Origin of the sequence: Halobacillus naozhouensis, assembly GCF_029714185.1 — a bacterium.
GTDB classification, from domain to species: Bacteria; Bacillota; Bacilli; order Bacillales; family Halobacillaceae; genus Halobacillus_A; species Halobacillus_A naozhouensis.
Window position 1 is genome coordinate 409,420 of record NZ_CP121671.1, and the last position, 22,910, is coordinate 432,329.

Annotated in this window: 19 protein-coding genes, 14 tRNA genes and 3 rRNA genes; 34 read left to right on the forward strand and 2 right to left on the reverse strand. The window is 44.3% G+C overall.

Annotated features, from left to right (window positions below; all coding sequences use genetic code 11):
- Positions 1 to 152: 152 nt before the first annotated feature.
- Positions 153 to 1,631 (forward strand): degradosome RNA helicase CshA, encoded by a 1,479-nt coding sequence (gene cshA / locus P9989_RS02260; protein ID WP_283077226.1) that lies wholly within the window; start codon positions 153 to 155, stop codon positions 1,629 to 1,631.
- Positions 1,632 to 1,753: 122 nt separating this feature from the next.
- Here the strand turns inward: cshA and P9989_RS02265 are convergent, their stop codons facing one another.
- Positions 1,754 to 2,521: a rhomboid family intramembrane serine protease gene (locus tag P9989_RS02265; RefSeq protein ID WP_283077227.1), complete on the reverse strand. Its 768-nt coding sequence runs from the start codon at positions 2,519 to 2,521 to the stop codon at positions 1,754 to 1,756.
- A 144-nt stretch (positions 2,522 to 2,665) separates the two neighbouring features.
- Here P9989_RS02265 and acpS point away from each other — a divergent pair, with 144 nt between their 5' ends.
- From acpS to P9989_RS02340, 15 genes are all read left to right on the forward strand, one after another.
- The gene (gene acpS / locus P9989_RS02270; RefSeq protein ID WP_283077228.1) at positions 2,666 to 3,040 is read left to right on the forward strand and encodes a holo-ACP synthase; all 375 of its coding nucleotides are present in this window, start codon (positions 2,666 to 2,668) and stop codon (positions 3,038 to 3,040) included.
- 39 nt (positions 3,041 to 3,079) lie between these two features.
- Positions 3,080 to 4,597 carry an NAD(P)H-hydrate dehydratase gene (locus tag P9989_RS02275; protein ID WP_283077229.1) on the forward strand — a complete coding sequence of 506 codons (1,518 nt, stop codon included), beginning with the start codon at positions 3,080 to 3,082 and terminating at the stop codon, positions 4,595 to 4,597.
- A gap of 54 nt (positions 4,598 to 4,651) precedes the next feature.
- A complete protein-coding gene (locus P9989_RS02280; protein ID WP_283077230.1) occupies positions 4,652 to 5,677 on the forward strand; it encodes a LolA family protein in 1,026 nt (341 codons plus the stop codon).
- A 171-nt stretch (positions 5,678 to 5,848) separates the two neighbouring features.
- Positions 5,849 to 7,015: an alanine racemase gene (alr, locus tag P9989_RS02285; RefSeq protein ID WP_283077231.1), complete on the forward strand. Its 1,167-nt coding sequence runs from the start codon at positions 5,849 to 5,851 to the stop codon at positions 7,013 to 7,015.
- 156 nt (positions 7,016 to 7,171) lie between these two features.
- On the forward strand, positions 7,172 to 7,453 hold the full coding sequence (locus P9989_RS02290) for a CopG family ribbon-helix-helix protein (protein WP_079525632.1): 282 nt from the start codon (positions 7,172 to 7,174) through the stop codon (positions 7,451 to 7,453).
- 5 nt (positions 7,454 to 7,458) lie between these two features.
- On the forward strand, positions 7,459 to 7,809 hold the full coding sequence (locus P9989_RS02295; protein WP_079526733.1) for a type II toxin-antitoxin system PemK/MazF family toxin: 351 nt from the start codon (positions 7,459 to 7,461) through the stop codon (positions 7,807 to 7,809).
- 218 nt (positions 7,810 to 8,027) lie between these two features.
- Positions 8,028 to 8,897: an RsbT co-antagonist protein RsbRA gene (locus tag P9989_RS02300; protein WP_283077232.1), complete on the forward strand. Its 870-nt coding sequence runs from the start codon at positions 8,028 to 8,030 to the stop codon at positions 8,895 to 8,897.
- Positions 8,898 to 8,902: 5 nt separating this feature from the next.
- Complete coding sequence (locus tag P9989_RS02305) at positions 8,903 to 9,259, forward strand: STAS domain-containing protein (protein ID WP_079525635.1); 357 nt, start codon at positions 8,903 to 8,905, stop codon at positions 9,257 to 9,259.
- Positions 9,260 to 9,261: 2 nt separating this feature from the next.
- Positions 9,262 to 9,663, forward strand: coding sequence for an anti-sigma regulatory factor (locus P9989_RS02310; RefSeq protein WP_283077233.1), 402 nt, complete (start codon positions 9,262 to 9,264; stop codon positions 9,661 to 9,663).
- 13 nt (positions 9,664 to 9,676) lie between these two features.
- Positions 9,677 to 10,687 carry a PP2C family protein-serine/threonine phosphatase gene (locus P9989_RS02315; RefSeq protein WP_283077234.1) on the forward strand — a complete coding sequence of 337 codons (1,011 nt, stop codon included), beginning with the start codon at positions 9,677 to 9,679 and terminating at the stop codon, positions 10,685 to 10,687.
- A gap of 64 nt (positions 10,688 to 10,751) precedes the next feature.
- On the forward strand, positions 10,752 to 11,081 hold the full coding sequence (locus P9989_RS02320) for an STAS domain-containing protein (protein WP_283077235.1): 330 nt from the start codon (positions 10,752 to 10,754) through the stop codon (positions 11,079 to 11,081).
- A gap of 2 nt (positions 11,082 to 11,083) precedes the next feature.
- Positions 11,084 to 11,560, forward strand: coding sequence for an anti-sigma B factor RsbW (gene rsbW / locus P9989_RS02325; RefSeq protein ID WP_283077236.1), 477 nt, complete (start codon positions 11,084 to 11,086; stop codon positions 11,558 to 11,560).
- Positions 11,532 to 12,311 (forward strand): RNA polymerase sigma factor SigB, encoded by a 780-nt coding sequence (gene sigB, locus P9989_RS02330; RefSeq protein WP_283077237.1) that lies wholly within the window; start codon positions 11,532 to 11,534, stop codon positions 12,309 to 12,311. The genes rsbW and sigB overlap by 29 nt, the downstream gene beginning before the upstream one ends.
- A complete protein-coding gene (locus P9989_RS02335) occupies positions 12,311 to 12,907 on the forward strand; it encodes a SpoIIE family protein phosphatase (protein WP_283077238.1) in 597 nt (198 codons plus the stop codon). The genes sigB and P9989_RS02335 overlap by 1 nt, the downstream gene beginning before the upstream one ends.
- Before the next feature lie 117 nt (positions 12,908 to 13,024).
- The gene (locus P9989_RS02340) at positions 13,025 to 15,181 is read left to right on the forward strand and encodes a Tex family protein (protein WP_283078810.1); all 2,157 of its coding nucleotides are present in this window, start codon (positions 13,025 to 13,027) and stop codon (positions 15,179 to 15,181) included.
- Positions 15,182 to 15,216: 35 nt separating this feature from the next.
- On the opposite strand, the gene cmpA is transcribed toward P9989_RS02340, so the two are convergent.
- On the reverse strand, positions 15,217 to 15,327 hold the full coding sequence (gene cmpA, locus P9989_RS02345; protein ID WP_139377036.1) for a cortex morphogenetic protein CmpA: 111 nt from the start codon (positions 15,325 to 15,327) through the stop codon (positions 15,217 to 15,219).
- Between the two features lie 78 nt (positions 15,328 to 15,405).
- On the opposite strand from cmpA, the gene P9989_RS02350 reads away from it, so the two are divergent.
- From P9989_RS02350 to P9989_RS02435, 18 genes are all read left to right on the forward strand, one after another.
- Positions 15,406 to 15,855 carry a SprT family protein gene (locus P9989_RS02350; RefSeq protein ID WP_283077239.1) on the forward strand — a complete coding sequence of 150 codons (450 nt, stop codon included), beginning with the start codon at positions 15,406 to 15,408 and terminating at the stop codon, positions 15,853 to 15,855.
- Positions 15,856 to 16,040: 185 nt separating this feature from the next.
- A tRNA-Asn gene (locus P9989_RS02355) sits at positions 16,041 to 16,115 on the forward strand.
- 4 nt (positions 16,116 to 16,119) lie between these two features.
- A tRNA-Ser gene (locus P9989_RS02360) sits at positions 16,120 to 16,210 on the forward strand.
- A 14-nt stretch (positions 16,211 to 16,224) separates the two neighbouring features.
- Positions 16,225 to 16,296 (forward strand) — tRNA-Glu (locus P9989_RS02365).
- A gap of 15 nt (positions 16,297 to 16,311) precedes the next feature.
- Positions 16,312 to 16,388 (forward strand) — tRNA-Asp (locus P9989_RS02370).
- A gap of 8 nt (positions 16,389 to 16,396) precedes the next feature.
- Positions 16,397 to 16,471, forward strand: a tRNA-Gln gene (locus tag P9989_RS02375).
- 155 nt (positions 16,472 to 16,626) lie between these two features.
- Positions 16,627 to 16,702: transfer RNA gene (locus P9989_RS02380), tRNA-Lys, on the forward strand.
- 7 nt (positions 16,703 to 16,709) lie between these two features.
- Positions 16,710 to 16,791 (forward strand) — tRNA-Leu (locus P9989_RS02385).
- 40 nt (positions 16,792 to 16,831) lie between these two features.
- Positions 16,832 to 16,915 (forward strand) — tRNA-Leu (locus P9989_RS02390).
- Positions 16,916 to 16,987: 72 nt separating this feature from the next.
- A tRNA-Arg gene (locus tag P9989_RS02395) sits at positions 16,988 to 17,064 on the forward strand.
- An 8-nt stretch (positions 17,065 to 17,072) separates the two neighbouring features.
- A tRNA-Pro gene (locus tag P9989_RS02400) sits at positions 17,073 to 17,149 on the forward strand.
- A gap of 23 nt (positions 17,150 to 17,172) precedes the next feature.
- A tRNA-Gly gene (locus tag P9989_RS02405) sits at positions 17,173 to 17,246 on the forward strand.
- A 22-nt stretch (positions 17,247 to 17,268) separates the two neighbouring features.
- Positions 17,269 to 17,345 (forward strand) — tRNA-Ile (locus P9989_RS02410).
- Positions 17,346 to 17,527: 182 nt separating this feature from the next.
- Positions 17,528 to 19,096 (forward strand): 16S ribosomal RNA (locus P9989_RS02415).
- Positions 19,097 to 19,312: 216 nt separating this feature from the next.
- Positions 19,313 to 22,236: ribosomal RNA gene (locus P9989_RS02420) — 23S ribosomal RNA — on the forward strand.
- Between the two features lie 118 nt (positions 22,237 to 22,354).
- Positions 22,355 to 22,468 (forward strand): 5S ribosomal RNA (gene rrf, locus P9989_RS02425).
- Together the 16S, 23S and 5S rRNA genes with 14 tRNA genes alongside form the textbook arrangement of a ribosomal RNA operon.
- Positions 22,469 to 22,528: 60 nt before the next feature.
- Positions 22,529 to 22,605: transfer RNA gene (locus P9989_RS02430), tRNA-Met, on the forward strand.
- A 66-nt stretch (positions 22,606 to 22,671) separates the two neighbouring features.
- Positions 22,672 to 22,748 (forward strand) — tRNA-Asp (locus P9989_RS02435).
- The last annotated feature ends 162 nt before the right edge of the window (positions 22,749 to 22,910 follow it).

A 22,910-nucleotide genomic window follows, 5' to 3' on the forward strand; every position in this document is an offset into this window, starting at 1 on the left:
AATATATACTGTTATGTGTGTTATGATGGATGAATCTATCAGGCAGGTGCTTCAAAGCCTCTCCCGTATAGCATTGGCAGGAGGCTTTTTTTTACATGTTTTAATCACTGGTAAGGTAGAAGATTTTTTTAATAAAGGAGTATGAAAGTATAGTGACAACATTCAATTCATTAGGATTATCCAATCCGGTGTTGAAGGCTTTAAACAACATGGGGTTTGAAGAAACGACACCTATTCAAGAGCAAACCATTCCTCTTGGGTTACAGGGGAAAGATGTCATCGGCCAAGCGCAAACGGGAACAGGTAAAACAGCTGCATTCGGAATACCGATGATCGAGAAAATAAACAAAGATATCAAGTCTGTTCAGGGGCTGGTGATCGCGCCGACGCGTGAATTAGCCATTCAAGTAGCTGAAGAAGTAAACCGGCTTGGTAAATATAAAGGGGTACGCACACTTCCGATTTATGGTGGGTCGAATATGGAACGCCAAATTCGTGCACTTCGAGACAACCAAATCGTTGTGGCAACTCCTGGTCGTTTACTTGATCACATCCGTCGTAAAACGATTAAACTTGAGAACGTTCATACAGCTGTGTTAGATGAAGCAGACGAAATGTTAAACATGGGTTTCATTGATGACATTCGTGACATCCTTAAGTCTCTTCCAGAGCACCGTCAGACGTTGCTTTTCTCAGCTACCATGCCTAAGGAAATCCGCAACATCGCCACAACGCTCATGAAGAAACCTGAGGAAGTTAAAGTGAAATCAAAGGAAATGACAGTCGAAAATATCGATCAATACTACTTGGAGATCCCGGAAAAGCATAAGTTCGACACGTTAACACGCCTTCTGGATATTCACGCTCCAGCATTAGCGATCGTGTTTGGCCGTACGAAACGACGTGTAGATGAAGTTTCAGATGGCTTACAAGCTCGTGGTTTCCGTGCTGAAGGTATTCACGGTGACCTCACTCAGGGCAAACGCATGTCCGTATTGAATAAATTCAAAAAAGGCAGAATCGAGATCCTTGTAGCAACAGATGTTGCTGCTCGCGGACTTGATATTTCTGAAGTATCACATGTTTACAATTTTGACATTCCTCAGGATCCTGAAAGCTATGTCCACCGTATTGGACGTACTGGCCGTGCAGGCCGCAAAGGGGAGTCTGTTTCTTTTGTAACATCACGTGAGAAAGCACAACTCAACTTAATTGAGAAGCTTACGAAGAAGAAGGTTGAGCGCATGAATGTACCTTCTTCTGATGAAGCACGTCGTGGACAACAGCAAGTTGCTGTAGAAAAACTGACTGGTGCTGTAGGTAATAAAGACCTCGATAAGTATAGACAATCAGCAAGTGAATTGCTTGAGCAACACGATGCGTCTGACCTTGTGGCGGCAGCTTTAAAAATGCTCACAAAAGAGCGCAGTGAGGTGCCGGTTCGTTTGTCCTCTGTCCAGCCTATCAGTGTAAAAGGGGCACGCGGCGGTGGAAAAGGAAAAGGCGGTAATAAGCCTTACCGTAAAGACGGCAAGCGCAATTTCAAAAAGCACAGTAATAAGTCCCGTAACTTTAAAGGAAAAGGGAACCGCGGTTTCCAAAATAAAGGGCGTAACTCGAACGCTAAATAATATAATGAAGCTGTCAGACCTAAGGGGCTGGCAGCTTTTTTATTATACGAGTGGTAGGTTAAATAAATGATTTTCTTCTCATTAGAAAAGCCGCCTTCTTGCGGAGGGCGGCGAAAAAGTTATTAAATGTTATTAGCAAGGGCCAGCAGAACAAGAAAGATAATGATCCCCCAAAGTATGTTTTTTCCGTATCCCTTTCTTCTTACACTACGTCTATTCCATCGATTTGGGTTAAATCCTGCACCACTTTGACTCTTGTTCTTATGTCTCCCCCGGTTGACCCCAATGGAAAAGGGTTTAGCCTTTCTGAGAAAAGGAGGAGCCATGGCGAAGCCGCCGATTAGACCGAATACATGGGCCACGACATTAATATTCGGTCGCGTAAAGGTCATAAATAATCCAAGGATAAAAATGACCATAATGATTTGTGAATTGGCTGAACCGATCAAGTGTTTGCGGAACAAAACCATGAATACATAAATGCCGAAAATGCCAAATATGGCACCTGATGCTCCAAGATGCTGGTAGAAAGCATTTGGCGCAACAATGTATGTTCCGATATTTCCGGCGATCCCGGCAAGAAGATAAACGCTGATGAACTTTAATCTGCCTAACATCTGTTCAAGAGCTGGCCCAAATAGGACGAGTGAGAAGGAATTGAACAGGGCATGGGCAAATCCGCCATGCAGAAAAATAGGGGTTATGAGGCGCCAATACTCACCTTGGGCTACAAGGTAGTTGTTCCCCACCCCGGCACGCAGCATGTCGAGAGCAAATGAAAACTGAAAAACATAAATGCACAGCCATAATAAGAGGTTAATGGCAACAAGTCCTGATACGATAGGGTAAAATCTTAGAAATTCCTTGAAACTTTCTGTTCTAACAAACATGTTATTTGGTCTCCTTTAGAAGAGTATCTCATTTCCAATATAAGCAATCACATAGGCCAGTATTCTTTTTAAGAGAAGAAATTATCGGGTATACTAAAATTGTAGCCCGACTCATCAGAAGCAAAAGTATAAAGGAAGATGAATATGATTAAGGGGATTGGCATTGATATTGTTGAAATTGATCGTATTAAACAAAGTATAAAGCGAAATGCTCGCTTTGTTCAAAGAATATTAACCAGGAATGAACAGGAGCGGTATCATCAGTTAACGAAACACCGAGGTGCAGAATTTCTCGCGGGTCGTTTTGCGGCGAAGGAAGCTTTCTCTAAAGCTGTTGGAACGGGGCTCGGAAAGCTCAGTTTTCAAGATATTGAAGTGAAAACGAATAAGGACGGAGCTCCCATTATACATGTGAAGGAATATGAACACCTCGAGATATGGGTAGCTATCTCGCATAGTAAGAGTCAAGCTGTAGCGCAAATCGTCCTTGAAGATAGAGCAAATGACATAATTACATAGGTTGTCTCATAACATGTAATGCGGGTAGGAGGGAACGAAATGGATGTTGTGACCGCGCAGGAGATGTACGAATGGGACCAGGTGGCGATAGAGTCCTCTGGATTAGAAGGTAAACTATTAATGGAGAATGCGGGCCGAGCAGTTTGTTTTGATTTAGAAAAAAAGCTGTCCAAACATCAAAAGATTGTCATTCTAATTGGTGGTGGAAACAACGGGGGAGATGGGTTCGTAATCGCCCGGACATTATTAAACCTTGGTTACTCTATAGAAGCCTGGCAGGTGGTCCCTGATTCGAAGGTGGAGGGAGGCTCCCATTTTCACAAAAGGCTTTTGGAGAATTCAGGATTTCCTTTATATCATTTAGAACAGATAACTGAAATAAGGGAATCTTTGGTGGGTGCCGATGTCATTATTGACGCGATGCTCGGAATTGGTATGAAAGGGCGGTTGCGTGGTCTGATTCGGCAAGTTGTTGCGCTTTCTAATGAGCAAGAGGCATTCCGAATAGCGGTGGATCTTCCGAGCGGAGTACCAGCTGATGAAGGAATTGATGTTGATCAAGCCTTTGAAGCGGATTATACGTGTATCATAGCAGCCGTGAAGATAAGTGCGTTAGTAGAAAACACTCGGGTGTATTATGGGGAATGGAACGTTGTAGAAATCGGCTTGCCGGTGAAAAAGCTTCCTTCATCCACTCGAAAAGTGTGGCAGTGGGAAGATGCTAAACGAGCATTTCCGAAGCGAAGAGCAAATTCACATAAAGGCAGCCACGGAAAAGGGCTGATCGTTGGGGGAGCAGCTAATATGCCCGGCTCAATTGCGATGTCGGCAAGGGCCACGCTTAGAAGTGGAGCTGGTCTATTGACAGTCGCCGCCCCTGGCAGCGCTATTCAAAATGTTGCACCCTACGTTCAGGAGGCAACATTTCTCCCGTTGCAGGAAGATTCGGGTGTTGTAAATGGGCAAATTGACACAGATGTGTCTAACTATGATGGAGTGGCCTTAGGTATGGGAATGGGGCGCAGGCTGAAATCTCACAAACTAGTTGAGGATCTTGTGTGTAAAGTAGAATCACCACTGCTGATCGATGCAGATGGGCTTTACCAGTTGAAAGATATCCTTCACTTAGTGAAAGAGAGAACAAACCCTACCGTTCTCACACCGCACCCAGGTGAGTTCGCACATCTAGTTGATCAATCAATTTCTACAATTGTCAATGCGCCTTTTTACTACAGTCGTAAGTTCTCAGAAACTTATGGGGTTTATACTGTTCTCAAAGGACCTGTTACCATTATTACTGCCCCTGATGGTAGACAATATGTTGATTTAACGGGGAACGCCGGCTTGGCAAAAGGCGGAAGCGGAGACGTGTTGTCAGGAATTTTACTGGCTATGATGCTTCAGTCAAATTCAATTATGGATGCATTAAATATCGGGTGTATGGTACATGGGCTTACAGCTGAAATGTTAACAGAATCTGAACATTCCATGGTGGACCTGCTTGCCACTGATCTAATAGAAGGGTTATCCCAGACCTTTCGTACATTCTCTTTCTGATCCACGAATAATACGTTCCCTTTGTCCTTCAGAAGAGACAAAGGAGTTGAGTGCATGCCGAAACGTTTTCCGATCCTTTTGTTCGTCTTAGTGACAATAATGCTCGTTATGAGTGCTTGTGGAGAGAAGTCTAAAGAAGACGTTGTGGAGAAACTGTCACAACAAGCTAAAGAAATGCCTGGTTATAAAACGGATGTAACGATGACCATGCGAACCGGAAAAGAAGAACAAAAATATCAAATTCAAATTTGGCATAAAGAAGATAAATTCTATAAGGTGAAACTTCACAATCAGGAAGATGAAAAAGGAAACCAAATCATCCTTAAAAACAACAGTGGGGTTTATGTCTTAACACCTGCTTTGAATAAAAGTTTTAAATTTCAAAGCGATTGGCCGGATAACACAAGTCAGCCCTATCTGTATGCTTCTTTAGTGAAAGATATTAAAAAGGATGCCGATGCAGAGTTTAATGTAACAGAGAACCACTATGTGTTTAAAACAAAGACCAACTACCAAAATAATCAAACCCTGCCGGTTCAGGAAATTTATTTTGATAAGAAGACATTTAAACCTGTCTTAGTAAAAGTATTTAATCAGGATGCTCAGGCATTAGTAGAAGTGCAGTTTGATAATTTTAAGAAGGCAGAAAACCTTAAGAAAGAAGATTTCGATGTAGATCAAAACATGGCAATGGCCTCTGGGGAAGTTCCTGTCTCAAACATGGAAGAGAAAAACGGTGCTAATGAGGTTCTTTATCCTCAGGTCACTCTCGGAGCTGAGCTGGTAGATAAACGAGAAGTACAAACAGAGGATGGCACGCGGGTGATCATGACTTATCAGGGAGATAAGAGTTTCACCCTCATCCAGGAGTCAGCAGAAGTACAGCCTACGAGTGCCGGACAAGCCGTAACTGTCAATGCAGACCCTGTAGCGCTTGCTGGAGGTACAGTAGCAGCTATGTCGAATCAACGGATGCAATGGTCTGAATCAGGTACTACGTTTAACCTGGCAAGTGCAGACCTGACTCAGGAAGAAATGGTTTCAATTGCAAGTTCCATCAACAGTCATTCAACCAAATAACTTTCTTGCAAGCAGGCTTAACGGTCTGCTTTTATTTTTAGCAATTATTGTTGTTCCCACTACTAAACCTCACCTTATTACTTCTTCTTAGCGTCCGTTTAATGATTGTTGACAGCCGGACCTTCACGTTCAATAATAGAAAGATATTGAACTGGAGAGGAGAGCTTCGCCTTGTCATTCGAATCATTCTATAGAGATACTTGGGTAGAAATTAACCTGTCAGCTATAACACATAATATAGAACAAATGGATAAACGACTTCCTCCACGTACGGGAATCTACGCTGTAGTGAAAGCTAATGCTTATGGTCATGGAGATATCCAAGTAGCTAAGCAGGCTATTGAAGCTGGGGCAGAGCGACTGGCTGTTTCATTACTGGATGAGGCGATTAAACTTAGACGAGCTGGGATTACTGCCCCCATTTTAGTTATGGGCTGGATAAGACCAGAAGATGCCCCCGTTGCTGCAGATCAAGACATTGCTGTTCCTGTATTTCAGAAAGAATGGCTGGAACAGTTAGAACAAAGTGCATTTAATAAGCCACTTAAGCTTCATATGAAATGGGATACAGGCATGGGGAGGATAGGAATACGGAGTACAGAAGAGCTGGATGGTATTCTTAGTGCTATAGAGGCAAACCCCTGGGTTGAATTAGAAGCTTTATTTACTCATTTTGCCACAGCGGATGAAAAAGACCTGAAGTATTACGAAGAACAAGCGGCTCGATTTGACACCCTGTATGATCATTTTAAGAAAGTATGGTCACAACCGGTTGAGATTCATACCGGGAATAGTGCTGCGAGCATGCGTTTTCCTGAGGATATGCAGCATTATGTTCGTTTTGGTATAAGTATGTATGGGCTTTATCCTTCTTCTGTAGTGAAAGATGAGCGGCCGATCGATCTCAAGCCTGCTTTCTCATTGAACAGTCGTTTGATTCATGTGAAGGAGGTGCCTCCTAGGGAATCCATCAGCTATGGGGCTACCTATCAATCCGAAAGTGAGGAATGGATTGGGACAGTTCCTATGGGTTATGCAGATGGCTGGATTCGTAAACTGCAAGGCTTTGAAGTGTTAGTAGACGGAAAGCGCCACCCTATTGTCGGAAGAATATGCATGGATCAGTTTATGATTAAACTAGATCGAGAATATTCTATCGGAACTAAGGTTACATTAATTGGCAAGCAGGATAATGTAGAGGTTCATACCGATGAACTGGCCGATTATTTAGATACGATTAATTATGAGATTCCTTGTATGATAAGTTATCGTGTACCACGCATGTATTTGAAAAATGGGCATATGGTAGAAGTAGACAACACTTTAATTAAGGTTTGATGAAGTACATGCAAGACAATCCTCCTTCTATTCAATCACCATGCAACATTTTTCACGAAAAAAATCCAAGACTCCTTTGCAATAGACACCAGCCAATGATAAGATTAAATTGGACTTATTTGACTGGTTTCTTTTGAAAGAAGATGGTGGAGGTGTATGGTTTTGTCCGACAGTATGCAGGAGATTGTCATTCGTATTCCAGATAGCCTACTAAGTGAATTAGATGGTCATGTTCAACTCGAAAACAGTGATCGGAGCGATTTCATGTGTAAAGCAACAAAAATGTATTTGCGGGAAGAAAAGCAACGCCATATTAGAGAATCCATGCGCCGTGGATATATGGAAATGGCTAAAATTAATTTAACTATCGCTTCAGAAGCGTTTCAGGCCGAAGAGGAGGCAGATCACACCCTGGAGCAATTAGTGAGCGGGGTGTGAAGCCTGTGATAGTCAAACGAGGAGACGTTTATTTCGCTGATTTGTCCCCGGTTGTAGGATCAGAACAAGGCGGGGTACGCCCTGTTCTCATCTTGCAAAATGATATTGGGAATCGTTTCAGCCCTACAGTTATTATCGCGGCAATAACCGCGCAGATTCAAAAAGCTAAACTTCCTACACATGTTGAAATTGATGCTGAAAAATATGGTTTCGAACGCAATTCTGTTATTCTGCTGGAACAAATCAGAACGATTGATAAACAACGTTTGACCGATAAAATCACACATCTGGATGGGCCGATGATGCAACAGGTTAACGAATCCTTGCAAATCAGCCTTGGACTTATTGATTTTTAAGATAAAGCTGTCTATATAATTAGGCAGCTTTATTTTTTTGCACTTTTTATCTGGAATTGTTAAAGTGTAGATAATTTTGTTACCGTGTCCTTTTGATCAAGGTTAAAATAGACTAAATTAGTGTATTATCTTCATAATGTTTGATAAAATTATTCACAGGTAGTTATGACGCGTTTAAGCATGTAATGAAATTGTAGAATATAGTCGGGGGTTTAACGATGGATGAAAAGCTGAAAAATATCGTTTTAGAACATAGCAATGACATTATACAAATGTGGTTAGAAGAAGTTAATAGTCATAAAAAAGGTGATTATACAGCGACGATATCGGACGAGCTGTTTGAAAACACGAACCGGGAATTTGTAAATGTGATTTTTTCCAGTATTGAAAGTCAGGGACTATCCTCTGATATGGACGATTTCTCAGAACGATTGATTAATTTAGGGTGGCCTCTCAGTTATTTGACTGATGGCATGCAGGTTTTCCGCAGGGTGCTTACGGAGTATATTTTAAGCCAATCCGATCAAATCGACTCGAATTACTTCTCTAAAGTGTTAAGAGAAGTTGATGACTGGGTCGATCCGGTAATTAATCGTTTGGTAAATGAATTCTCCGGAAGTTGGGAAAACATTGTATCCTTGCAGCGTGTAGCTTTGCAAGAGCTGTCTGCCCCGCTGATTCCGGTGATGGATAATATTACGATTATGCCTTTGATTGGCACCATAGATACTGAGCGAGCTAAGTTCATTATGGAAAACCTTTTAGATGGTGTTATTAAACACAATGCAGAGGTTGTTCTTATTGATATTACTGGGGTTCCTGTCGTGGATACAATGGTGGCGCACCATATTATCCAGGCCGCTGAAGCTGTACGTTTAATTGGTTCCCGTTGTATTTTAGTAGGGATCAGACCTGAAATTGCCCAAACTATCGTAAATCTTGGGATCGATTTAGGGAAGTTCCCAACAAAAAGTTCGCTGCGCAAAGGCTTCCAAACTGCATTGGAGCTAACGAATCGTACCATTGAAGAAGCTCAAAAGAATGATAAGGATATCGAGAAATTAATCGATTCTCTAGACAAGGAGTGAACACAATGAGGATTCCAATTTTAAAGCTTCATAATTATTTACTCATTTCCATACAAATCGATTTAGATGATCAGACAGCTATTCAATTTCAGGAGGATTTGCTTAGTAAAATCCATGAAAGCGGAGCAACAGGAGTTGTCATTGATTTAACCTCGGTCGAAATTATTGACTCTTTCATCGCGAAGGTTCTTGGAGATGTGGTGACAATGTCAGATCTTATGGGTGCTAAGGTGGTGCTCACGGGTATTCAGCCTGCGGTTGCTATGACACTGATTGATCTAGGAATTCATTTGCAGGATGTCCCGACTGCACTAGATTTAGAACAAGGGTTGATCAAACTTCGACAGGAACTGGAGGAGTAGATATGGACTTCCAATCCTGTGTCAATATTAAAAAGGAGTGGGATATTGTCGGGGCACGTCAGCTTGGACGGGATATAGCCGGGAAAGTAGGCTTTGGAACAGTTGATCAAGCAAGAATTGCCACTGCAATCTCTGAACTAGCAAGGAACATCTATCTGTACGCGGGTACAGGTAAAGTTTGCTTTGAAACCATCGAAGAAATAAATCAAAAGGGATTAATTATAATTGCAATGGATGATGGACCAGGGATAAAAGAATTGAATCAAGTTATGGAAGATGGCTTTTCCACATCAGGAGGTCTTGGAGCAGGCCTGCCCGGGGTCAAAAGACTGATGGACGAATTTGATATTCAATCCGAGCATGGGCAAGGAACAGAAATTAAGGTGGTCAAGTGGCTCCGTTAAGGGAGGTTGAGAAATGGATACTCTGAAGGTTGAATTGAAAAATTATAAAGAGTTAATGCATGAGTATATTAAAACAAAGGATGAGCAGGCCCTTTATCAAGCCGAGCAATTCAGTAAACAGTCTATGCAGCAGAATATCTCACCCGAAGAGATCATTAATGTGCATATTGAAGCGTTACAAGATTTATACCCGAATATGCCGGAATATATTCAATCTTCTTTAAGTTTCTTGCTAGAAACAATGATCTCATATGGGATGGCTTATCAGGAATATCAATCGTTGAGAGAAAGGCAATTAGAGCTGAAATCAGAGATCTCAGTCGCTGCCAATATGCAAAAAACTTTGCTGTCTACTGTAAAACCTGAGCGTGAGGATTTGGATATTGGCGCAATAAGTATTCCTGCTAAACAAATGAACGGGGACTACCATCATTTTGTTGAGGATGTTGATGGAACGTTAGGGATAGCTATTGCTGATGTGATCGGGAAGGGAGTTCCTGCTGCATTATGCATGTCGATGATCAAGTATGCGATGGACAGCTTCCCAGAAATGCGAATGGATCCGGATGTAATTTTAGGAAGTCTTAATCGTGTGGTGGAAAGAAACGTTGATTCGAGTATGTTCATTACGATGTTTTATGGGTTATATGATACTGAGAATCACACGTTTAATTATTCATCTGCAGGGCATGAGCCAGGATACTACTACAGCAAAGAGAAAAATGAGTTTGAAGAAATCGAGGCTTCCGGCTTGGTATTAGGCGTTTCTTCTGAGACAACCTACCATAAATATACCAGAGAGATTGCTATGGGCGATATGATTATCCTGCTGACAGACGGAGTGACAGAATGCCGACAAGGCGACCGTTTCATTGAACAAGAAGAAATATTAGAAGTGATAAGAGAATACGCACACCTCTCTGCCCAGGAGATAGTGGAACATGTTTACAAACATTTTGAGCGATTACAGGATTTTCAACTTAGAGATGATTTTACGTTAATTATTTTGCGAAGAAATGTTTAACATAAGTTTGAGAAGGGTATTCTTTCTCCGATGAGTTTTTTAGGATTATTGGGAGGAGATCTAAATGAATTTGACCATAGATATAACAAATCAAGACCGGGTGACGTATGTATCTTTAGTTGGAGAAGTAGATGCATTTACGGCTCCTAAATTAAAAGGATCTTTACTGCCTGAGACTGAAGAGGAAGGTCAGACTGTAGAAGTTAACCTTCAAGATGTCAATTATATGGATTCGACAGGGTTAGGAGTATTTATTAGTGCGTTAAAATCAACGAAGGAACATAATTCTGATTTGAGACTTGTTCAAATGCAGGAACGTGTTTACCGTTTATTCAAGATTACAGGTTTAACTGAGATTATGAACATCGACAATACAGTTCGGGGTGGAATGTAAAAATGGAACAATTTGATTTTGTCGAAGTTAAAGTCCCTGCTAAGGCTGAATATGTCGGTGTAGTCCGTTTAAGCACTTCAGGAATTGCTAATCGAATGGGATTTTCATATGAAGATATTGAAGACCTGAAAGTAGCTATTTCTGAAGCAATTACGAATGCCGTGAAGCATGCGTATAAGGAAACGGGCGAAGGCGAGATTACCATTGGATTTGGAGTTTATGAAAATCGCCTGGAAGTCATGGTCGCCGATCATGGAGGCAGTTTCGATTTAGGGGAAATTAAAGAGGATATTGGACCTTATCAGCACAGTGACGATATTAGTGAGTTACGGGAAGGTGGGTTTGGTCTATTCTTGATTGATGCCTTAATGGATAAGGTTGAAATTAACAGCAAATATGGAGTTATTGTCCTAATGACAAAATACCTTCATGAGAATGAGGTGAGTCAAGATGGCGACCAAATCTCGAAAACACAATGATGAAGTTTATAATTGGATAGCAACTTTACAGGAAAATCCAAACGATGAAGAGATTCAGGAAAAGATTGTGCTGGCCTATCGTGATCTAGTGGAATCGATTGCTCGTAAGTATTCTAAGAACAGTACAATTCACGAAGATTTAGTTCAAGTAGGAATGCTGGGGCTTCTTGCAGCTATTCGCAGGTATGATCCGGAGTTTGGTAAATCGTTTGAATCATTCGCGATCCCAACGATTATCGGAGAAATCAAGCGATTTATTCGGGATAAAACTTGGAGTGTTCATGTTCCTCGCAGAATTAAGGAACTTGGTCCCAAAATAAAAAAGGCTGCTGAAGAATTAACTAGTGTATTGCAGCGATCTCCATCTGTGATTGAGATTGCTGACTATCTCGAAGTCTCCGAAGAAGATGTGCTTGAGACAATGGAAATGGGGAAAAGCTACAAAGCGTTATCGGTGGACCGCAAGATTGAGGCCGACTCGGATGGCAGCACAGTGACCATCTTAGATTTGATTGGTAATCAGGAGGATGGATACGATCAGATTGATCAAAAAATGCTCCTTCAAAAAGTTTTACCGACTCTAAATGAACGTGAACAAGAAATATTGCAGTGCACCTACTTTGAGAATATGAGCCAAAAGGATACAGGAGAAAGACTTGGTATTTCTCAAATGCACGTTTCCCGACTGCAGCGGAGAGCATTGAGGAAGCTGAGAGAAGCATTACAAGCAGAATCTGTTGAGGCATTCTAATGTCCGTAATTGAAAACCAGGTAGCTGTTTCCGTCTATCAAAAGGCTAAAAAGGGGAACTACTATTGCGGGGATAGCTATTTTTATAAGGAAACTGATGATGCATTTATATGTGCATTGGCAGATGGTTTAGGAAGTGGAGAGTTAGCCAAAGAATCCTCGCAGGCGGTTATGAAAGTCCTCGAAGATTTTCCTGATATGGAGATCGAATCTATTATTAGGAAATGTAATGAGGTCTTACTTGGAAAACGAGGTGTCGTTTTAGGCATACTCCGAATTGACCTTATTGAACAAACTTATTCCTATTCCTCTATAGGAAATATAGGGATCATCACGCTCGCGAAAGATGGCAAGCGAAACAGAAACATCCCATTATCCGGATATTTAGCAGGTTATCCTAAAAGGCTTAAGGTAACACGTGGAAAGGCTGAGCATGGAATGATCTTTCTGTTGTTTTCCGACGGAGTCAGTGATCGGCGTTTGTCTGTAAAGAATACGAACACGCATGATATCCATTTCATCGTTGAACAATATAAGGAGCTCTATGGTCAATTTCGTGATGATGATACAACTCTAATTGCAATGGAGTATAAATAAAGGGCCTTATTCTGATCCAGGAATAAGGTCCTTTCATATGTATAGGAAATAAACGATTTATTTTGATACAATACAAACAGGAAGGCAATAGAAGGAGGCTTATTTTTGACTGATTTAATGGAAAAAACAGATATAGTAAGCATTGTAGCCAAGCAAACAGGTTTAGCTGCAAAACCCATTAACCAAGTTATTGAGTTATTAAATGAAGGGAATACGGTGCCATTTATCGCCCGTTATCGAAAAGAGTTAACTGGCGGTCTCGATGAAGTACAAATTAAAGCGATTGAAGATCAATGGGCTTATGTTCAGAACTTAACACAGAGGAAAGAGGAAGTAATTCGGCTCATTGATGAGCAAGGAAAACTGACTGATGAGTTAAGAAATGAAATAGAAAAAGCTGTGCAGTTACAAAAAGTAGAAGATCTTTACCGTCCCTATAAACAAAAAAGAAGAACGCGGGCTACTGTTGCAAAGGAAAAAGGATTAGAATCGCTTGCCTTGCTCGTATGGGAACAAAGCGATTTTGACTATGAAAAAGAAGCAGAAAAATATTTCTCTGAAGAGCACGAGTTACATACCTTAGAGGAAGTCAGTCTCGGAGTGAACGATATTTTAGCAGAGTGGATTTCCGATGACCCTGACTTTAGAGAACCCATTCGTAAGCAAACACATCAAAGCGGAACTATCCAATCATCAGTAAAGAACGACCAAAAAGATGAGAAGTCTATTTTTGAAATGTATTACGACTATCAGGAACCGGTGAGGTCTATCGTTTCCCATCGCGTTCTAGCTCTAAATCGCGGGGAGAAAGAGGGCGTTATAAAAGTCTCTATTCACCCTCCGGAGGGAGCCATTATTGACTTATTAAACAGGAAAGTTATTAAGCCTTCCACTTCCCAGAAATTACGCAAGATCTTAGAAGAGGCGATCCTTGATAGTTACAAACGATTGATACAGCCATCTATTGAGAGAGAAATTCGTAACGCTTTATCGGAAACCGCTGAAGAACAGGCAATTGAAGTGTTTTCCAGTAATTTAAGAAGCCTGCTGCTACAGCCTCCTCTTAAAGGAAAGGTAGTCTTAGGTGTAGATCCAGCCTATCGAACCGGCTGTAAGCTTGCGGTAATTGATGAGACAGGAAAAAAACTTGAAGTATCCGTAATTTATCCAACACCTCCAAAGAGTGATGTGGAGGGCTCGGAGCGGAAGGTACGCGCCATTTTTGATAAATATCCCATCGAACTCATTGCGATTGGAAATGGTACAGCTTCTAGAGAAACAGAACAATTTATTGCTGACATGATCCAGAAATATTCATTACCCGCTTCTTATATGATCGTTAACGAAGCAGGGGCGAGTGTGTACTCTGCATCAAAGCTTGCACGAGAAGAATTCCCTGATTTACAGGTAGAAGAGAGAAGTGCCGTATCCATAGCTAGAAGAGTTCAGGATCCGTTGGCGGAATTAGTGAAGATTGATCCTAAATCCATCGGGATCGGCCAATATCAACATGATGTAAGCCAGAAGAAATTAAATCAATCCCTCACTTTTGTCGTTGAAACAGCTGTGAACCAGGTAGGGGTTAACGTCAATACAGCATCTTCATCTCTGCTTCAATATGTATCAGGTTTAAGCAAAAGTGTTGCAAATAACATTGTGAAGAAGCGTGAAGAGATTGGGAAGTTTGCAACTAGGAAGGAATTAAAAGATATTCCGCGCCTTGGTGCCAAAACTTTTGAACAAAGTATAGGTTTCTTAAGGGTTCTCGAGGGAGAGGAACCATTAGATAAGACGTCCATTCACCCGGAAAGTTATCAGGCTGCTCAATCATTGCTTCAGCAAATTGAATGTACACCTGCGGATTTAGGGAATGACGAAATTAAAGAGAAGTTGAATCATGTCAATGTATCCGCAACAGCAGAGCAATTGGACGTAGGCGAGCCTACCCTAAAAGATATGATCAAGTCGTTAACAGAACCGGGACGAGACCCTAGAGATGACCTGCCGAAACCATTGTTAAAGACCAATGTTCTGTCCATGGAAGACCTTGAACAAGGGATGGAGCTTGAAGGCACTGTTCGCAATGTAGTGGATTTCGGAGTATTCGTGGATATAGGAGTTAAGCAAGATGGGCTTGTTCACATATCAAAATTATCGAATAAATTCGTAAAACACCCTATGGACATCGTCTCAGTAGGTGATGTGGTTACCGTATGGGTAGAAAACGTAGATATACAAAAACAACGAATTGCACTCACTATGCTGAAAAAATAACACATAACCTGGGAGATCTTATTCTTCCGGGTTTTTTATTTGTATCGATGGCGATAAAAATACCAGCATTGATTTAACATTTTGATTTGGTATTTATCTTTATTTAAAAAGGCATTGGACATTTGTTTACGCAGCCAGCGTGGCAATTGAAACTCCTCCTTTTGTATTTGGAGACATTCCCATTTATAATAGACTATGCAAAAAGGGTGAGAGGTGTTCCGGAAATGTGGATTGAACAACAACAACTACAGGAGTGGACAAACAGCATATCTCTGGAGTTTTTTGGTAAGCCTTATGTAGATCATGTATCCTTTAATTCTCGATTAAGAACTACCGGTGGAAGATACATCCCTTCGAAAAGGAAGATTGAATTAAACCCTAAGTATTTAAGAGAGATGGATAAGGAAGAGTTTGTCGGCATTATCAAACATGAGTTATGTCATTATCATTTACATATTGAAGGGAAAGGATTCGCGCACAAAGATCGGGAGTTTAAGGATCTGTTAAAGAAAACCGGCTCTCCAAGGCATTGCAAACCTTTACCTTCTGAACGAGAAAAGCTGAAACATATTTATTCTTGTACTCGTTGTTCACACGAATACTTCCGGCAAAGAAGAATTAACACAGCTAAGTATCGTTGTGGAAAATGCAGAGGACAATTAAAAAAGAAATAGAAAAAGCATTGACGAATTTTGTAGTGCGTGTTAAATTAAATAAGCCTTATAAATGAAGCGGATCAGTTCTTTTATATCGACAAAAATTTTAGCTGAAAATTGTTTGACACAACAGGCTAAATGTTATAGAATATAGAACGTCGCTGATCTTGTACATACGACAAGTTAGACAAGATTAACATTGATCCACCGTAGCTCAGTGGTAGAGCAATCGGCTGTTAACCGATCGGTCGTAGGTTCGAATCCTACCGGTGGAGCCATTACGGAGAAGTACTCAAGTGGCTGAAGAGGCGCCCCTGCTAAGGGTGTAGGTCGCGCAAGCGGCGCGAGGGTTCAAATCCCTCCTTCTCCGCCATTTATTTTTTTGTTGGCCCGTTGGTCAAGTGGTTAAGACACCGCCCTTTCACGGCGGTAACACGGGTTCGAATCCCGTACGGGTCACTTTACATATTGTTAGGTCCGGTAGTTCAGCTGGTTAGAATGCCTGCCTGTCACGCAGGAGGTCGCGGGTTCGAGTCCCGTCCGGACCGCCATTTAACGTTGGGCCATAGCCAAGCGGTAAGGCAACGGTTTTTGGTACCGTCATGCGCTGGTTCGAATCCAGCTGGCCCAGCCATTTTATTTTGCGATTAAGGTTGACAAAAGCTTGATAAAATTATATGATGTTCCTTGTGCTTAAATCCTATCTCGCATTATCTGTTGTGAGATAAGAGAATAGATGTTAGTTGAAAAGAAACATCATTTACAACGGAATGAACTATTTTTAATGAAGAGCCATTAGCTCAGTTGGTAGAGCATCTGACTTTTAATCAGAGGGTCGGAGGTTCGAGCCCTCCATGGCTCACCAAACATTAGCGGGTGTGGTGGAATTGGCAGACACGCTAGATTTAGGATCTAGTGCTTCACGGCGTGGGGGTTCAAGTCCCTCCACCCGCACTTATGTACTTTGCTGTGGAATACACAGCGTTTCAAATTAGCGGTCGTGGCGGAATCGGCAGACGCGCTAGGTTGAGGGCCTAGTGGGGGCAACCCCGTGGAGGTTCAAGTCCTCTCGGCCGCACTAAGCTTTTTTGAAAAAAGTGCTTGCACAACAAGCTAGAACATGGTACGATAGAACATGTCGCTTTCAAAGGCGCCCGTAGCTCAATTGGATAGAGCGTCTGACTACGGATCAGAAGGTTAGGGGTTCGACTCCTCTCGGGCGCGCCATTATTTTACGGGAAGTAGCTCAGCTTGGTAGAGCACTTGGTTTGGGACCAAGGGGTCGCAGGTTCGAATCCTGTCTTCCCGACCATCGGATTTACTTTCAAATTTCATGCGGGTGTAGTTTAGTGGTAAAACCTCAGCCTTCCAAGCTGATGATGAGGGTTCGATTCCCTTCACCCGCTCCATTATTTAAACAACTACCAATTGGGGCCTGTAGCTCAGCTGGTTAGAGCGCACGCCTGATAAGCGTGAGGTCGGTGGTTCGAGTCCACTCAGGCCCACCATGAACATTTGATCTTTGAAAACTGAACGAACCAACCAGTACGTCAACACATTCTTTCTATTATATAGAGGGAATACAAACAAGCACATTCGGTGTGCAAAGAGTCAAAGGATCTTCAACTAGGTTCGCAACGTCCTGTTGCAACGTTGGAGGCAGTGCATCCGTGCACAAGCAAACTTAACTTTTATGGAGAGTTTGATCCTGGCTCAGGACGAACGCTGGCGGCGTGCCTAATACATGCAAGTCGAGCGCAGGAAGCAGGCAGATCCCCTTCGGGGGTGATGCCTGTGGAATGAGCGGCGGACGGGTGAGTAACACGTGGGCAACCTGCCTGTAAGATCGGAATAACTCCGGGAAACCGGGGCTAATGCCGGGTAATCTTTTCCCTCGCATGAGGGAGAAGTAAAAGATGGCCTTTGGCTATCACTTACAGATGGGCCCGCGGCGCATTAGCTAGTTGGTGAGGTAATAGCTCACCAAGGCGACGATGCGTAGCCGACCTGAGAGGGTGATCGGCCACACTGGGACTGAGACACGGCCCAGACTCCTACGGGAGGCAGCAGTAGGGAATCTTCCGCAATGGACGAAAGTCTGACGGAGCAACGCCGCGTGAACGATGAAGGTCTTCGGATCGTAAAGTTCTGTTGTTAGGGAAGAACAAGTACCGTGCGAATAGAGCGGTACCTTGACGGTACCTAACGAGGAAGCCCCGGCTAACTACGTGCCAGCAGCCGCGGTAATACGTAGGGGGCAAGCGTTGTCCGGAATTATTGGGCGTAAAGCGCGCGCAGGCGGTTTCTTAAGTCTGATGTGAAAGCCCACGGCTCAACCGTGGAGGGTCATTGGAAACTGGGGAACTTGAGGACAGAAGAGGAGAGTGGAATTCCACGTGTAGCGGTGAAATGCGTAGATATGTGGAGGAACACCAGTGGCGAAGGCGACTCTCTGGTCTGTTTCTGACGCTGAGGTGCGAAAGCGTGGGTAGCAAACAGGATTAGATACCCTGGTAGTCCACGCCGTAAACGATGAGTGCTAGGTGTTAGGGGGCTTCCACCCCTTAGTGCTGAAGTTAACGCATTAAGCACTCCGCCTGGGGAGTACGGCCGCAAGGCTGAAACTCAAAGGAATTGACGGGGGCCCGCACAAGCGGTGGAGCATGTGGTTTAATTCGAAGCAACGCGAAGAACCTTACCAGGTCTTGACATCCTTGGACCACCCTAGAGATAGGGTTTTCCCTTCGGGGACCAAGTGACAGGTGGTGCATGGTTGTCGTCAGCTCGTGTCGTGAGATGTTGGGTTAAGTCCCGCAACGAGCGCAACCCCTAATCTTAGTTGCCAGCATTCAGTTGGGCACTCTAAGGTGACTGCCGGTGACAAACCGGAGGAAGGCGGGGATGACGTCAAATCATCATGCCCCTTATGACCTGGGCTACACACGTGCTACAATGGATGGTACAAAGGGCAGCGAAGCCGCAAGGTGTAGCAAATCCCATAAAACCATTCTCAGTTCGGATTGCAGGCTGCAACTCGCCTGCATGAAGCCGGAATCGCTAGTAATCGCGGATCAGCATGCCGCGGTGAATACGTTCCCGGGCCTTGTACACACCGCCCGTCACACCACGAGAGTTGGCAACACCCGAAGTCGGTGAGGTAACACATTATGTGAGCCAGCCGCCGAAGGTGGGGCCAATGATTGGGGTGAAGTCGTAACAAGGTAGCCGTATCGGAAGGTGCGGCTGGATCACCTCCTTTCTAAGGAACTATGGAAGGCGGACACAACCTTCGGGTTGATGGATGCTGATCCATACGGAAGACGCACTGGTTGGTTGTTCAGTTTTGAGAGATCAAACGATCTTCTCAATGTGAACCTTGAAAACTGGATAAGATATTTCAGAACGTGTTTGATCGCAAGATCAACACGGGATGACAAGACATCAAACATCAATTTTTAAACGTCTTTTCACAGATAGTTAAGTGAATAAGGGCGCACGGTGGATGCCTTGGTACTAGGAGCCGATGAAGGACGGGACTAACACCGATATGCTTTGGGAAGCCGTAAGTAGGCTGTGCACCGAAGATTTCCGAATGGGGAAACCCCCTGCTCGTAATGGAGTAGGATCGTTTACTGAATTCATAGGTAAACGAAGGCAGACCCGGGGAACTGAAACATCTCAGTACCCGGAGGAAGAGAAAGCAAACGCGATTTCCCGAGTAGCGGCGAGCGAAACGGAATCAGCCCAAACCAGAAAGCTTGCTTTCTGGGGTTGTAGGACACTCCATTGGAGTTACCAAAAAAGAAGATAGATGAATCGATCTGGAACGATCAGCCAGAGCGGGTAAGAGCCCTGTAATCGACATCTTCTTTTCTCCGGAGTGGATCCTGAGTACGGCGGAACACGAGGAATTCCGTCGGAATCCGGGAGGACCATCTCCCAAGGCTAAATACTCCCTAGTGACCGATAGTGAACCAGTACCGTGAGGGAAAGGTGAAAAGCACCCCGGAAGGGGAGTGAAAGAGAACCTGAAACCGTGTGCCTACAAGTAGTCGGAGCCCATTGATGGGTGACGGCGTGCCTTTTGTAGAATGAACCGGCGAGTTACGACTGTATGCAAGGTTAAGCATCAGAAGCGGAGCCGCAGCGAAAGCGAGTCTGAACAGGGCGCGTGAGTATGCGGTCGTAGACCCGAAACCGTGTGATCTACCCATGTCCAGGGTGAAGGTCAGGTAACACTGACTGGAGGCCCGAACCCACGCAAGTTGAAAATTGCGGGGATGAGGTGTGGGTAGGGGTGAAATGCCAATCGAACACGGAGATAGCTGGTTCTCTCCGAAATAGCTTTAGGGCTAGCCTCAGAATAGAAAGTCTTGGAGGTAGAGCACTGATTGGACGAGGGGCCCCTACCGGGTTACCGAATTCAGTCAAACTCCGAATGCCAACGACTTTGTTCTGGGAGTCAGACCATGGGTGATAAGGTTCATGGTCGAGAGGGAAACAGCCCAGACCGCCAGCTAAGGTCCCTAAGTGTGTGTTAAGTGGAAAAGGATGTGGAGTTGCTTAGACAACCAGGATGTTGGCTTAGAAGCAGCCATCATTGAAAGAGTGCGTAATAGCTCACTGGTCGAGTGACTCTGCGCCGAAAATGTACCGGGGCTAAACACACCACCGAAGCTGCGGATTGATCCGAACGGATCAGTGGTAGGAGAGCGTTCTAAGGGCTGTGAAGTCAGACCGTAAGGACTGGTGGAGCGCTTAGAAGTGAGAATGCCGGTATGAGTAGCGAAAAAAGAGTGAGAATCTCTTTCACCGAAAGCCCAAGGTTTCCTGAGGAAGGCTCGTCCTCTCAGGGTTAGTCGGGACCTAAGCCGAGGCCGAAAGGCGTAGGCGATGGACAACAGGTTGATATTCCTGTACCGCCTCCTTTCCGTTTGAACGACGGGGGGACGCAGGAGGATAAGGAGAGCGCACCATTGGATGTGTGCGTCCAAGCAGTAAGACGGTCGAGGCAGGTAAATCCACTCGGCAACGTCAAGCTGTGATGGGGAGGGAACTAAAGTACCGAAGCTCCTGATTTCACACTGCCAAGAAAATCCTCTAGTGAGGAAAGAGGCGCCCGTACCGCAAACCAACACAGGTAGGCGAGGAGAGAATCCTAAGGTGAGCGGGAGAACTCTCGTTAAGGAACTCGGCAAAATGACCCCGTAACTTCGGGAGAAGGGGTGCTCCTCTGCCGAGGAGCCGCAGTGAAAAGGCCCAAGCGACTGTTTACCAAAAACACAGGTCTCTGCGAAGCCGTAAGGCGAAGTATAGGGGCTGACACCTGCCCGGTGCTGGAAGGTTAAGGGGATGCGTTAGCGCTTTTGGCGCGAAGCGTTGAACCGAAGCCCCAGTAAACGGCGGCCGTAACTATAACGGTCCTAAGGTAGCGAAATTCCTTGTCGGGTAAGTTCCGACCCGCACGAAAGGTGCAACGACTTGGGCACTGTCTCAACGAGAGACCCGGTGAAATTATACTATGCGTGAAGATGCGCATTACCCGCGACAGGACGGAAAGACCCCGTGGAGCTTTACTGTAGCCTGATATTGAATGTTGGTACAGCTTGTACAGGATAGGTGGGAGCCTGAGAAACCGGAGCGCTAGCTTCGGTGGAGGCGCTGGTGGGATACCACCCTGGCTGTACGGACATTCTAACCCAGGACCGTGATCCGGTTCGGAGACAGTGTCAGGTGGGCAGTTTGACTGGGGCGGTCGCCTCCTAAAGAGTAACGGAGGCGCCCAAAGGTTCCCTCAGAATGGTTGGAAATCATTCGCAGAGTGTAAAGGCACAAGGGAGCTTGACTGCGAGACTTACAAGTCGAGCAGGGACGAAAGTCGGGCTTAGTGATCCGGCGGTACCGTATGGAAGGGCCGTCGCTCAACGGATAAAAGCTACCCCGGGGATAACAGGCTTATCTCCCCCAAGAGTCCACATCGACGGGGAGGTTTGGCACCTCGATGTCGGCTCATCGCATCCTGGGGCTGTAGTCGGTCCCAAGGGTTGGGCTGTTCGCCCATTAAAGCGGTACGCGAGCTGGGTTCAGAACGTCGTGAGACAGTTCGGTCCCTATCCGTCGTGGGCGTTGGAAATCTGAAAGGAGCTGTCCTTAGTACGAGAGGACCGGGATGGACACACCGCTGGTGTACCAGTTGTTCCGCCAGGAGCATGGCTGGGTAGCTACGTGTGGACGGGATAAGTGCTGAAAGCATCTAAGCATGAAGCCCCCCTTGAGATGAGATTTCCCCTTACGCCAAGTAAGTAAGATTCCTCAGAGACGATGAGGTCGATAGGTCCGAGGTGGAAGCGTGGTGACACGTGGAGCTGACGGATACTAATCAATCGATGACTTAACTATATCAAAAAGCGGAGACGACCGTTTATGGGAGTCAAAGCTAGATTATTAAACGTAGAAGATGATGTTTGTCTTGCCCCTCTTATCCAGTTTTGAAGGTTCGCCCTTCCTAACAGAATGATGTGGTGGCGACAGCGAAGAGGTCACACCTGTTCCCATGCCGAACACAGCAGTTAAGCTCTTCAGCGCCGATGGTAGTCGGGTCGATCCCCGTGAGAGTAGGACGCGGCCACGTCATTCTATATTATTTACAGAGAATATTATGGGAACCAAATAAAAGGTTCACCCACATTGTCGCGGGGTAGAGCAGTTCGGTAGCTCGTCGGGCTCATAACCCGGAGGTCGCAGGTTCAAATCCTGCCCCCGCAACCAAAATACTTAACAGTAACTTGAAGTTATAGATCTCCTTGAACGCTTCAAAACCAGTTTTCAGGAACTGGTCCGGTAGTTCAGCTGGTTAGAATGCCTGCCTGTCACGCAGGAGGTCGCGGGTTCGAGTCCCGTCCGGACCGCCATTAACATTAAAATTAACTTTCCAAGCCTTAGGAATACTTTTCCTAAGGCTTTTCTTATTTTTTGGATGAATAACATAATATATCGGTTTTTCTCAATGAGTTTTTTAATTATCATCTTCCATTGGTATAATAAATATATTGATTGTTAACAGTGGAGGGTTC